This window comes from Paracoccus sp. SCSIO 75233 (assembly GCF_027912675.1).
Classification (GTDB): domain Bacteria; phylum Pseudomonadota; class Alphaproteobacteria; order Rhodobacterales; family Rhodobacteraceae; genus Paracoccus.
In genome coordinates this window covers 208,211-220,952 of the sequence record NZ_CP115758.1, presented here as the reverse complement: position 1 = coordinate 220,952, position 12,742 = coordinate 208,211, and the positions used below count along the sequence as shown (strand labels likewise).

The following is a 12,742-nucleotide window of genomic DNA, read 5'->3' as shown; positions in this document are numbered from 1 at the left end:
AACCAATGGCACAATTGACCTTCTGACGGTGTCTGGAGCGATAGATTCAGCTGTTTGGGTCTCTGCTAGTTACGGTTGGGGGTGAGCCGATTCTGATGAAATTAGGCCAAGCCGCTCCGCCCGTTCCAACAGCATCCTGACGGAGGACGGTTGCCAGCTGGTGCGGCCTCGAGGGGTGCGCTCACGCATGGATTCCAACCGGTCGCAGATCGCTTGTAGCGTGATATCTGGGTCCGACCCTTTGATGGCCGCCACGATGGCCGGCAGGCGGTCATCGGTTTCGCGGCGTCCGGCGCGCCGAAGCACCTCGGCAGGCAGGAAACCGTCTCTGACATAGGCCTTCACAGCGCGGAGCAGGCGGCTTTGGGTCCAATGGCGATCTGGGGGCAGGGGGGCCATTGATAATCCGCAGCACGTCTTCCCAAGCAATATCGGGGCGCAAGCGGCGCACGTGGGGCACCCAATCCTGCGCGGTCTCGTCCAAGCGCTCCATATAGCCGTCCTGTCGCGCCAGCCGCACCTTGCGCAGCGCAGCGGGGTCTTTGGCGCGCGCAGAGACAAGCCCGGCCTTCGTGCGCTCACGGATTAGGGCGCGTTCGAACTCGGCCGCGGCGTCCAGAACCTGCAGCCTAAACTTGCCTTGCGGCGATGCAGTGTCGATGGGGTCCTGCAGGGAGCGGAAGAAGGCGCCCTTGGCCTCCAGACGCTCAATCACCTCGAGAAGGTGCGACAAAGACCGCGCGAGGCGGTCGATCCGGACGACGACCAGCGTGTCGCCCTTGCCGATCCGCTCCAGCACACGTGCAAGCACCGGACGCGCACGATTGCCGCCTGAGGCGTGCTCTTCAAAGATCTCGGCGCATCCCGCCGATTGCAGCGCCTCGGACTGGGGCAGGGGGGTCTGATCCTCTGTGGATACGCGCGCATAGCCTATCAGGGGCATGAAAACGGGCCATTTGCAATTTTAGATAACACTAATAAACGACGGATTGGCCGAGCAGGGCAGGGGGAGACGGTTGCTTGATGGCAAAGCTTGCCATATCCTCGCCGCGAAGGAGACAGCCATGGGCACCATGAACATCTCGCTGCCGGATCCGATGAAGTCCTGGGTCGAGGATCAGGCGAAGTCGGGACGCTACGCCAACTCGAGCGATTATGTCCGTGACCTGATCCGGCGCGACAGGATGCGGCACGATGCAATCGCTGAAATCCAGGCAGCGGTTGATGCCGGAATCGCCAGCGGCCCGGCAAAGTCGTTTGACTGCAACGCGTTCAAGGCCCGGATGCACGCGAAGCATGCCGGAAAATAGCAGATGGACCATCCGTCCTGCAGCGGAAGCCGATCTTGCGGACATTTGGATCCAGGGCGCGGCGGAATGGGACATGAGTCAAGCCGAGCGCTACGCAGATGGCCTGTTCGCGCTCTTTGACTTGCTTGCAGCTTATCCAGAGCTATGCTGAAATCTGGGTGATGCGGCTTGATCACGCGGCGCGGTTTTCGGTGTCGTTCTCGGCGACACCGTCGGTGAATGTGACGCCTTCGATGACCAAAGGCAACTGGTTCGCGCCCTTCAGGCGGCGCCATGTTTTGGCGGCGGTCTGAACGAGCTTGAACACCATCAGCTTCGCTGTCGTTTGCGACAGCGCCCCCTTGGTTCGGACGGTCCTGTGCCGGACGGTGGCGAAGACGCTTTCGATTGGGTTGCCCGTGCGCAGGTGATCCCAATGGTCGGCCGGGAAGTCATAGAACGCCAGCAGCGCGTCGCGGTCTTTTGTCAGGCAGTTTACCGCCTTCTCGTATTTGATCCCATATTTCTCGGCGAAGATGTCCATGGCGGCCTTGGCCTTAGCGCGGGTCTCGGCCTGCCATATCTCGCGCAGGTCGGCCTTCACCGTCGGCTGCATCGATTTCGGGAACTTGTTCAGCACGTTGGCGATCTTGTGGACCCAACAGCGCTGATGACGCGTGCCGGGGAAGACCTCGTCGAGCGCCTTCCAGAACCCCATGGCCCCGTCTCCCACGGCGATCTCCGGCGGGACGGCAAGGCCGCGGGCCTTGATGTCGACCGGCAACTCGCGCCAACTCTGCGCGCTTTCCCGAACGCCGATCTGGAAGCCGACCAGTTCCTTCTTCCCTTCGGGCGTGGCGCCCAGAATGACCAGCATGCACTCGGCCTGCGGCTCCATCCGGGCCTGGAGGTAGACGCCGTCCGCCCAGATGTAGACATACCGCCGCGCCGAAAGATCACGGCGCTGCCAGCGGTCATGTTCCTGCTGCCATTCCCCGGTCAGGCGCGAGATTACGCCCGGCGACAGGTTTGGCGCCTCCGCCCCCAAGATCGCAGAGAGCGCCTCCCGGAAGTCGCCGGTGGAAATGCCGCGCAGGTAGAGGACTGGCAGCAGGGCATCGAGGCTGCGCGACCGCCGCGCCCATTTCGGCAGGATGGCGGAGCTGAACCGCACCTTCTCGTCAGCAGGTCCGGCCGCGCGGTCTCGCACCTTCGGGCGGCGCACATCAAGCGCGCCGATCCCGGTCTGGATGCTTCGCTCCGGCCCATACCCATGCCGGACGATACGCTGCCGGCCATCCGGCAGGACCTCTTCGGCATGCTGAGCGACGAAGGCGTCAGCCTCTGCCCGAAGTGCAGCGGCCAGCATCCGGCGCGCCCCATCCCGGGCAATCTCGGTCAGCGGATCGTCAACAGATTCCGGCTGACGCAGGGCGATGATGTCGGTATTCTTCGTCATAGGCGTATCGTTCCTTCTGGAAGTTCTGGCAGGCTTCGACACCCGCCACGATACGCCGCCTTCTCAAACACCGTCACCCATTTCCCAGCATAGCTCGTTGCGAAGTGGCGGGGGGACAGATATGTCGTGCACGGACAAAAAGTCTGGATTTCTACCGCGCAGGTGGCAGACAAGATGTTGCTTCTGGCCAGAACAACGCGGCTTGAGGATGTGAGCAGCCCGACCGAAGGGCTGAGCCTGTTCTATACAGATCTCGACCGAAATTTCGTTGACGTGCGAGAGATCGAAAAGATGGGTCGAAAGGCTGTCGATTCTAACGAAGTCTTCATCGATGGGTTGCCGATTCCGGCTGAGGACCTGATCGGGGAGGAGGGCAAAGGCTTTAGACAAATTTTGCACGGGTTGAATCCCGAACGCATCCTGGTGGCCGGTGAATGCATCGGTATTGCGCGCAACGCACTGGCGCGAGCGGCGCATTATGCAAACGAACGTGTGATTTTTGACCGCCCGATCGGCCAAAATCAGGGTGTTCAGCATCCACTCGCCAAAGCCTGGGCGCGGGTGGAATCTGCCAATCTCATGGTGATGCACGCTGCAGCCCTCTACGATGCGGGAGAACCCTGCGGCGTCGAGGCGAACGCTGCCAAGCTTTTGGCCGCCGACGCCGCGGTTGAGGCGACCGAAGCCGCGCAAATTACATTTGGCGGATTCGGATACGCCAAGGAATATCACGTGGAGCGACTGGTACGGGAAGCTCTGCTGTTCCGCATCGTACCGGTGACACCGCAGATGCTTTTGTCGTTCATAGCAGAAAAAGCCCTTGGACTTCCAATGTCTTACTGATCTGAGATAACGGGCGGGGCTGGTGGGAAAAGGTGTCTTGACCAATTTTCTAACGCGCGTTAGATTAGTGACAACTGCCCCTTAAGGGGAATGGGAGGAGGCGTCATGCATAAGACGCAGTTCGGGTCTTCGAAGGAGGACCTGTCGAAACGTGCAACCGTTTACGCGAGCGATTTATTCAGCGGCAAAACCGTTGTGGTGACCGGCGCTGGAGGCGGATTGGGGCTGGCAATTGCGACCCTGTTCGCGAGGCTCGGGGCCAATCTGGCGATCAATGGACGCAACGAAGAGAAACTGGCTTTGGCGAGGGAGTTCCTCGAAAGTTTCGGGGGTAAAGTCTTCGCTGTGCCAATGACCATCCGGGAGCCTGAGCAGGTCGAGGATTTTGTCGCCAAGACGAACCAGGAGTTCGGGGCGATTGACGTATTGGTGAACAATGCTGGGGGTCAGTTTCCGCAAGCAGCGTTGGAGTTTAGTCCAAAGGGCTGGAATGCGGTCATAGACACCAACCTGAACGGCACGTGGTGGATGATGCAATCCACGGCGCGCCACTGGGTCGCCAACAAGCAATCGGGCTCCATCGTCAACATCGTGGCCGATATCTGGCGCGGCATGCCCGGCATCGCGCATACCTGTGCGGCCCGGGCAGGGGTAGTTTACCTGTCCAAGTCGGTTGCGGTGGAGTGGGCTCCGCACGGTATCCGAGTGAACTGCGTGGCGCCGGGTTGCTGCGAAAGCAACGGTTTCGGGAACTACCCTCCGGAGGGTTCTGCGACATTTCAGGACTCCAACCCGATGCGGCACGCCGGGGACGAATGGGATGTCGCTGAAGGGGTTGTCTATATGGCGGCCAATTCAGGGAAATTCGTAACCGGTGAAGTTCTGAACATCGACGGTGGGCAGCAATTGTGGGGGGATCCATGGCCAACGGGGCGGCCGGACTACTTCCGGATTACCTGATGTTGGCCGTGAACCTTAGGGGGACAATGAGATCTAGATGACGACAAAGATTAAAACAGCAATCGGAGCCGATGATGGGGCGATACTGGAGTGCAGCGGGATCGAGCGACGGTTCGGCGGCATCGTCGCTGTCACCGGTGTTGACCTCGTTATTCGACAAGGGGAAATCTTTGGACTTGTCGGTCCGAATGGCAGCGGCAAGACAACGCTAACAAACGCAATTACCGGATTTTACCCGCCAAACGAGGGCAGGGTCCGGCTGGCAGGAAACGACATTACGGGTACGGCGCCTCACAAGGTTGCCAAGCTCGGCGTTGCAAGAACGTTCCAAAATCTTGCTCTGTTCAACGGGATGAGCGTTCTGGACAACATCCTGCTCGGGCGGCACATCCACATGAGCCCAGGCGTTTTGCGTACGGCGCTATATTGGTTGGCAGCACAGCGTGAAGAAATCGAGAACCGTAAAATCGTCGAGGAGGTGATCGAGTTTCTACAGCTCGAGAGCATTCGGCATGAGTTGGTCGATGGTCTTCCGATCGGGTTGAAAAAGCGGGTCGAGCTGGCGCGGGCATTGGTGGCCGAGCCACAGATGCTGATTCTCGATGAACCGATGGCCGGCATGAACCAGGAAGAGAAAGGGTATATGTCCCGTTTCATTCTGGATGCCCGTGCCGAACGCGGCGTCAGCGTTCTGCTGATCGAACATCATATGGATGTCATCACCGGCATTTGTGATCGGATGCTGGCCCTGAATTATGGTGAAATGATCGCCAGTGGCATCCCCAAGGAGGTTGTGAAGGACCCGCGGGTCATCGAGGCATATATCGGAGGGTCGCATGACTGATTTGACGAAGAAACAGTCTTCGGGCAGCGACACGATCGGCGCAATTCTGGCGCGGAACGCCTCGAAACACGGTTCGGAAATCGCGCTTCGCGAAAAAGAGCGTGGGATCTGGAAGGAAACCACATGGGCGGAATACGCCGAAGAGGTGCTGGCCTGCGCGGCCGGGCTTGAGAAAATCGGCGTAACACCGGGCAAGGCGGTGCTTATCCTGGGCGACAACCGGGCGCGGCTGTATGGCGGAATGCTGGCTATTTCGTTGCTGGGTGCCTATGCAATGCCTGCCTATCCCGGCGCGACGCTCGAAGAACTCCGGCACTTTCTTGGCGAAGTCGAAATCGTCGCGGCCATCGCCGAAGATCAGGAACAGGTTGACAAGATCCTGGAGCTGAAGGACGCGGGCGCCGAGGGGATCGACCACATCATTTATGACGAAGCGCGGGGCCTTGGTTTCTATGAGGTCGAAGGGCTGATGTCCTGGGATCACCTGATCGAAGTCGGTCAGCACGATCTGAATGAAGCCCCCGGCCTGCGCGAAGAGCTTTACGGTCGTGCAAAACCCGAAGATCCGGCCATCTTCATGCATTCGTCAGGGACCACGGGCGAGCCGAAAGGTATCGTTCTAAGTCAGAAAAATGTTCTTGCTGCCGCTAAGAACGGGCATGCAGCGGGCGCATTCGACGAAAACGAGGAAATCCTGGCCTATCTGCCGATGGCCTGGGTGGGCGATTTTGCCATTACCGTCGCGGCGGCCCTGCTTTGGCGGTTCACCGTGAACGTGCCGGAACGTCAGGAAACGGTTGTGCGCGACATGCGCGAAATCGCTCCGACATTCTATCTGGCGGCGCCAAGAAGCTGGGACCAGATGCTGACGACGATCCAGGTCGGTATCGAGAATTCGACCCCGGTCAAGAAATGGTTGTACCATTTCTTCATGGATCGGGCCATCGCAGCTGAAATGAACAAGCTGAATGGCAAAAGCGGCGGTGTACTTGAGCCATTGGGCCGGCTTCTGGGCGAGGTGATGGTTTTCGGACCGATCAAGGACCAGTTCGGGATGAGCCGCCTAAAGAATGCGTTCACCGGCGGTGAAGCGATCGGGGAAGACACCTTTGTGTTCTACCGCGCCCTGGGGATCAAGTTGCGTCAGCTCTACGGCCAGACCGAGAACAGCGCGATCAACGCGATTCAGGCTCCGGGCGAGGTCCGTCTTCATACGGTTGGCAAACCGGCGCCTGGCGTCGAGGTCAGCATTGCCGAAGACGGTGAGATCCTGGTGCGCTCGGACAGCGTGTTCGAAGGGTATTTCAACAAACCCGAAGCGACCGCCGAAGCGCTTGAGGGCGGGTGGCTGCATACCGGCGATGCCGGCTATCTGGAAGACGACGGACACCTGGTTGTTCTGGGCCGTGTCTCCGAGGTCATGCACACCGCCGACGGTGAACGTTACGTTCCAAACTACATCGAGAACCGGTTGAAATTCAGCCCGTATATCAAGGATGCGGCCGTGATTGGCGCCGGGCTGAAGGAACTGACGGCGATGGTCTGCGTGGATTTCGAGGCCGTGGGGCACTGGGCCGAAGTGAACGGCGTACCTTACGTGTCATATGCCGATCTTTCTCAGCGTGAAGAGGTCGCGACGTTGCTTCGCGAGGCGTTCCAACGGGTCAACAAGGCCGTCACCGAGCCATTGCGCCTGCAACGCTTTGTCAGTCTGCCGAAAGAATTCGACCCGGACGATGGTGAAATCACACGGACACGAAAACTGCGGAGGAAGGTCGTTCAGGAACGCTATGCCGACGTGATCGCGGCGCTCTACGACGGTTCAAAAGAGGTCCATGTAAGCGCGCAGGTGACTTACGAGACCGGGGAAGTAGGGAAGGTCGAAAGAAGCCTTCCCATCAGGGAGGTATAAATGGACTGGGTCTTTCTATCAGAGCTTGCGATCAACGGAGCCTTGACGGGTCTGCTGTATTCGCTATTCGCCATCGGCCTTGTGCTGATTTACAAGGCATCTTCGGTGCCCAATCTGGCGCAGGGCGGGTTGACCATGGTCGGGGCCTATGTGGTCTTGGCGCTGGCGCGCGATGTGGGTTTACCCTTGTGGCTGGCCATCCCTCTGGCTGCGGTTGTCATGTTCGGCCTTGGGTTCGGCATTGAGCGTGTTGCTCTGCGCCGTCTCGCAGGTCGGCCGGTCGTCATGATCTTGATGCTGACACTCGGCCTCGACATTTTCCTGCGGGGTACAACGCTTGCGATTTGGGGCGGGACGTCACGTTCGATGGAGTTGGGCGTCAGCTACGATCCACTGTTTTTGGGCGACATCTTCATCAGCCGCATCCATCTAGTTGGTGCCGGTGTTGCGCTCGCCTTGTTTGTCGCATTCATGCTGTTTTTCCGAACCCGGACCGGGATCAAGTTGCGGGCGATCGCGGATGATTACATGGCTTCGTGGTCGGTAGGTATCTCGGTTGAGCGCGGCGTTGGGTTGTCCTGGGCATTGGCATCCGTTGTTGCTGTCGCCGCTGGCGTCATCTGGGGTGTGATTCAGGGTGTCGATCAGGCGCTGTCGCTGTTGCTTCTCAAAGGACTGACGGTTGCCGTTCTCGGTGGTCTCGACAGTATCCTTGGCGCCGTAATCGCAGGCATCATCCTAGGTGTCGTCGAAAACATTGGCGCTGATTTCCTCGATCCGCTTGTCGGAGGCGGAAGCCGTGAGCTTATCGTCGCTGCCGTGCTCATTCTCACGGTCATGATCCGTCCGCACGGACTATTCGGTCGTCACGACATCGAAAGGGTGTAAGGGATGTTTTACAGACTTTCCGGCGTCCATCACGCCGACTACGTTTCGGACAGCCGTATCTTCAAGGTGCCTGCCGACAGAAATCTGACAGCATTCATCTTTCTGATCGGTCTTGCCGCGCCGTTCATCATTCCGTCGCTTTACCTGAACAGCTACTTGCTTCCCTGGCTGATCTGGACGGCCGCCGCTTTGGGGCTGAACCTGGTGACAGGTTGGGCGGGGCAGCTTCACCTGGGCTATGCCGCGGTCATGGCTGTCGGCGCCTATTCGGCGATCCATGCCGCGCGTTTCGGGGTGCCGTGGGAATTCGCCCTGATCATCGGCGGGTTGACGTCATCCGTGATCGGCAGCCTGTTTGCTTTTGCCGCTTTGCGGGTCAAGGGACTGTATCTCGCCCTTACCACTCTTGCGATGCAATTCGTGATGGACTGGGTTCTGACCCACTCTCCGGCGATCTCGGGGGGCTCACACGCGTCGCTCCAGTCACCGACATTGGCGCTGCTCGGGCAAGAGATTACCACTGATACTGGCTTCTACTATGTCGCCTTCGGCTGGTGTGTGTTGGTGACGATCTTCATGCTTAATCTCAAGCGTACTGGACTCGGTCGCGCCTTGGTCGCTGTCCGGGAAAAAGACTTTGCGGCCGCGATCCTGGGTGTGAACAGTTTCTACTACAAAATCCTCGCATTCGCGACTTCTTCGTTCATCGCAGGCGTCAGCGGTGCGTTGCTTGTTGCCACCTTTTTCTTTCTCGCCGCACCCGAGCAATTCTCGGTTGCCGTTTCGATCCAGGTTCTTGCGATGGTGATTGTTGGCGGCCTTGGCAGCATTATCGGTTCCTATTTCGGTGTTGCCCTGATCCTTCTTGTTCCGGGTATCGTGAATGGTCTCGTCGTCACGCTGAGTGACGGGCTTGGCATGCAGATCGATGTTGAAACACTCGCTCACATCCCGAACGCAGTCTATGGCGCACTGATCGTCATTATCCTTCTGATCGAACCACTCGGTTTGGGAAAACTCTACGGCAACATCAGAGACTATCTGATGGTTTGGCCCTTCGATCAGTTCAAGAAATAGGGGAATGCCGATGCAAGAAAAAGTTGAAGCCCAGAACATTCTATCCATGAACAGCGTCGAAGTACTGTACGACAATGTAATACTGGCGATCAAAGGTGTTTCGGTCCAAGTCCCAAAGGGCGAGATGATCGCACTCTTGGGATCGAACGGAGCTGGAAAAAGTACCACGTTGAAAGCGATCAGCGGTCTTTTGAAGGCCGAGCGCGGACGCATCAGCCGAGGTGAGATAACGTTCCAGGGAACGGACATTACCGAAGCGCCCGCGCAAAAACGCGTCGAGATGGGCATCTGTCATGTCATCGAAGGGCGGCGGGTCTTTGAACATCTGACCCCCGACGAGAACCTGACCGCCGCCGCGCCGCGCGGAATGTCCCGATCGACGCTGAATGCGGAAAAGGACAAGATTTACGCCTATTTTCCACGGCTTGCCGAACGCAAAAATTCCCAAGCAGGCTATTTGTCGGGTGGTGAGCAACAGATGCTTGCCATTGGGCGGGCCCTCGTGACCCAGCCGAAGCTTTTGATGCTTGATGAACCAAGCCTCGGGCTTGCTCCGTTCCTGGTCGAGGAAATCTTCGGCATCCTGCAAAAGATCAATAAGGATGAGGGCCTGTCCGTCCTGCTGGTGGAACAGAACGCCCTGGCAGCTCTGGAGATCGTTTCGCAAGGGTATCTTATCGAAAACGGCCGCGTCGTTATGCACGGCACGGCCGAGGCGCTCAAATCCAACTCCGACATTCAGGAGTTCTATCTAGGCGGCGGAGAGACCGATTTTCACAACGTCAAGCACTACAGCCGACGCAAACGTTGGCTGAGCTAACGTACTATTCGAAAACTGTTCAGGGAGGAAAAAATGAAGAGACTTACCAAAGCGCTGGCAGTATTTTCAATGGTTGGCGGGGCGCTGTTCGGCACCCAGGCGCTGGCCGAGCCATTCAAGATCGGCATCTGCTACGATCTCAGCAAGGCCTATACCTTTGCCACGCCGCAGGTTTCGCAGGCCGCGATGGACCTTGCCAAGCTCATCAACATGAAGGGCGGCATCGGTGGGGAACCGGTCGAAGTCATCGTGCGTGACCACGGGAACGAACCGCAGCGCGGAATCGAGTGCTACTCGAAACTCAGCCGCGAGGGCGTCTTTGTTTTCGATACCCTGTCCACTCCGGTCTCTCTGGCTATCCTGCCGCGGGCCATGGAAGACGGGCGTATCCTGATGCAGTCGCTTGTCGGCCGAGGCGATGCCGTCGACGGCACCGTTTTCGAATGGGTCTATCCGATCGGACCGACCTATTGGGGACAGGCGGCCAATGATGTTGCCTACATAAAGCAATTGCATGATGGCGACTTGTCGGACGTGAAGGTGGGGTTTGTGTATTTCGATTATCCTTTCGGACAGGAGCCGATCGAGATTCTCAAAACCTTGTCCGAAAAAGAGGGTTTCAAGCTTGAGCTTTACCCTGTGCCACTGCCTGGCAGTGACCAGGCCGGTGTGTGGTCCAAGGTGCGCCGGGACAACCCAGATCATGTGATTGTCTGGATGCTTGGCGGTGCGCATGTGGTTGCGTCGAAGGAAATGCAGCGCAATCGCATCCCGATGGACAAATACATTTCCGTCAACTGGCTGAACGAAGTCGATATCGCCAATATTGGCGACGAGGCCGCCAAGGGTATCAAGCGCGGTACCAATGTTGTGGGCGGTCAGGACGTCGCGCTGTATCAGGAGATCATGACCGAGCTCTACGACAAGGGCGAGGGTTCGGGCCCGATTGAGAAGACCCAGGACGTTTTCTACAACACCGGTCTGGCCATGTATTCAATCATGTTCGAAGCCGCGCGCAAGGCGGCAGAACTCGAAGGCCTTCCGATTACCGCAAAGTCCTACAAAGCGGGACTGGAGTCGCTTGAGGGATTCGACGCGAACGGGCTGATGGCCCCCATTACGGTGACGGCCGAAGATCATGGCGGCGGTGGCAAGACCCGGATCGAGATGTGGGACGGGGAGACTTGGGTGCCGCAAACCGACTGGATCTCTGAGTACACGGACGTCGTGTGGGACGTGGTGAAAGAAAGTTCGTCACAATACGAGCAGTGAAAGACTGGTAGCAGGAAGGGCGACGCTACGCGGGGCGGCAGCGGCGTTTACGAAACGGTATCACCGCCCCAAACCAAACCAACGGGAGAGAGAAAACATGAAAGTCACACAGCAAATTAAGGCAGTAGTCCTTGCTACTGCGCTGGCAGCAAGCGCGACTGTGGCCGCAGCGCAGGACAAGGAGCCGATCCGCTTCGGACTCTGCTTCGACCTTAGCAAATCCTACACTTTCATTTCGCCGCAGGTGGCTCAGGCCGCCCAGGATCTGGCGATGTACACCAACGAAAATGGCGGTATCGAAGGGCATCCGGTAGAAATCATCGTTCGCGATCACGGCAACGAACCGCAGCGCGGTGTGGAATGCTATGAGCAGCTCAAGCGCGAAGGTGTGTTCCTATTCAATTTTCTGTCCACGCCGGTCACGAACGCGGTTCTGCCGCGTGCCATGAAGGACGGCAACGTTCTGATGCAGTCCTTCGTTGGCCGTGGCGATGCAGTTGACGGGGAAGTGTTCGAATGGGTTTTCCCGGTCGGTCCGACGTACTGGCAGCAGGCGGCAAATAACGTTGCCTTCATCAAGGGCCAGATGGGCGGTGACCTGAGCAAGGCGAAGATCGGGTTCATCTATCTGGATTATCCCTTCGGTCAGGAACCAATCGAGATCCTGAAAACGCTTTCCGAGAAGGAAGGGTTCGAACTGGAGCTTTATCCCGTGCCGCTTCCCGGTTCGGATCAGGCCGGTGCCTGGAGCAATATCCGCCGTGATAAGCCAGATTACGTGATCAGCTGGCTTCTGGCTGGCGGGCATGTGGTTGCCTCGAAGGAAATGCGCCGCAACCGGTTCCCGATCGACCGTTACCTGTCGGTCAACTGGCTCAACGAGGTCGATATCGCCAACATTGGCGCACAAGAGGCAAAAGGCATTTTGCGCGGAACCAACGTGGCCGGTGGCCAGGAAGTTCCGATCGTCAAGACGATGCTGGAAACCTACTATGCCAATGGCAAGGGCAGCGGACCCGAGAATCTGGTGCGAGACGTGTACTATAACATGGGTATGGCGATTTATTCGGTCGGTTTTGAAGCCGCGCGTATCGCGATTGCCGAAAACGGTTGGCCGATCACACCGGAAAGCATGAAGAATGCCTATGAATCGATCGAGAACTTCGATGGAAACGGCACCATGGCCCCGGTTACAGTGACCGACAAAGATCATGGTGGTGGTGGCAAGACTCGGGTCGAGCAGTGGAATGGCGAAACCTGGGTTCCGCAGACCGACTGGAGCGCCGACTATCTCGACGTTGTGTGGGATGTCATCAAGCACAGCTCCGCGACTTTCAAAGTCGAGTAGGACACAGCTTCCCCGCGGTAAACATATCGC

At 58.2% G+C, this 12,742-nt stretch carries 10 protein-coding genes and 2 pseudogenes; 10 read left to right on the top strand and 2 right to left on the bottom strand.

The genetic code is table 11. From position 1 onward, the window contains the following. Window positions 1-69 precede the first annotated feature (69 nt). Window positions 70-943, bottom strand: a pseudogene (locus PAF12_RS16930) (recombinase family protein). Window positions 944-1,064: 121 nt separating this feature from the next. On the opposite strand from PAF12_RS16930, the gene PAF12_RS16925 reads away from it, so the two are divergent. After that, entirely contained in the window at window positions 1,065-1,310 is a 246-nt protein-coding gene (locus tag PAF12_RS16925) for a type II toxin-antitoxin system ParD family antitoxin (protein ID WP_027264276.1), read from the top strand. Between the two features lie 172 nt (window positions 1,311-1,482). Here PAF12_RS16925 and PAF12_RS16920 read toward each other — a convergent pair whose 3' ends face one another. Then, window positions 1,483-2,748, bottom strand: coding sequence for an IS256 family transposase (locus tag PAF12_RS16920; protein WP_027264277.1), 1,266 nt, complete (start codon window positions 2,746-2,748; stop codon window positions 1,483-1,485). Between the two features lie 108 nt (window positions 2,749-2,856). On the opposite strand from PAF12_RS16920, the pseudogene PAF12_RS16915 reads away from it, so the two are divergent. The 9 genes and pseudogenes from PAF12_RS16915 to PAF12_RS16875 form a co-directional block, all read left to right on the top strand. Next, window positions 2,857-3,591: pseudogene (locus PAF12_RS16915) on the top strand (acyl-CoA dehydrogenase family protein); the annotation flags it as partial. A 105-nt stretch (window positions 3,592-3,696) separates the two neighbouring features. Beyond that, the gene (locus tag PAF12_RS16910; protein ID WP_027264300.1) at window positions 3,697-4,551 is read left to right on the top strand and encodes an SDR family oxidoreductase; all 855 of its coding nucleotides are present in this window, start codon (window positions 3,697-3,699) and stop codon (window positions 4,549-4,551) included. 37 nt (window positions 4,552-4,588) lie between these two features. After that, entirely contained in the window at window positions 4,589-5,395 is an 807-nt protein-coding gene (locus PAF12_RS16905; RefSeq protein WP_258095910.1) for an ABC transporter ATP-binding protein, read from the top strand. After that, on the top strand, window positions 5,388-7,307 hold the full coding sequence (locus PAF12_RS16900; protein WP_088652431.1) for a long-chain fatty acid--CoA ligase: 1,920 nt from the start codon (window positions 5,388-5,390) through the stop codon (window positions 7,305-7,307). Before PAF12_RS16905 ends, PAF12_RS16900 begins: the two co-directional genes overlap by 8 nt. Continuing rightward, window positions 7,308-8,195, top strand: a complete 888-nt coding sequence (locus PAF12_RS16895) for a branched-chain amino acid ABC transporter permease (RefSeq protein ID WP_271109735.1) — start codon at window positions 7,308-7,310, stop codon at window positions 8,193-8,195. It begins immediately after the preceding gene. Between the two features lie 3 nt (window positions 8,196-8,198). Next, on the top strand, window positions 8,199-9,272 hold the full coding sequence (locus tag PAF12_RS16890; protein ID WP_100931415.1) for a branched-chain amino acid ABC transporter permease: 1,074 nt from the start codon (window positions 8,199-8,201) through the stop codon (window positions 9,270-9,272). 10 nt (window positions 9,273-9,282) lie between these two features. Next, window positions 9,283-10,092, top strand: coding sequence for an ABC transporter ATP-binding protein (locus tag PAF12_RS16885; RefSeq protein ID WP_100931425.1), 810 nt, complete (start codon window positions 9,283-9,285; stop codon window positions 10,090-10,092). 69 nt (window positions 10,093-10,161) lie between these two features. Next, entirely contained in the window at window positions 10,162-11,364 is a 1,203-nt protein-coding gene (locus PAF12_RS16880) for an ABC transporter substrate-binding protein (RefSeq protein WP_100931414.1), read from the top strand. 97 nt (window positions 11,365-11,461) lie between these two features. Further along, window positions 11,462-12,712, top strand: a complete 1,251-nt coding sequence (locus PAF12_RS16875; RefSeq protein ID WP_271109734.1) for an ABC transporter substrate-binding protein — start codon at window positions 11,462-11,464, stop codon at window positions 12,710-12,712. The last annotated feature ends 30 nt before the right edge of the window (window positions 12,713-12,742 follow it).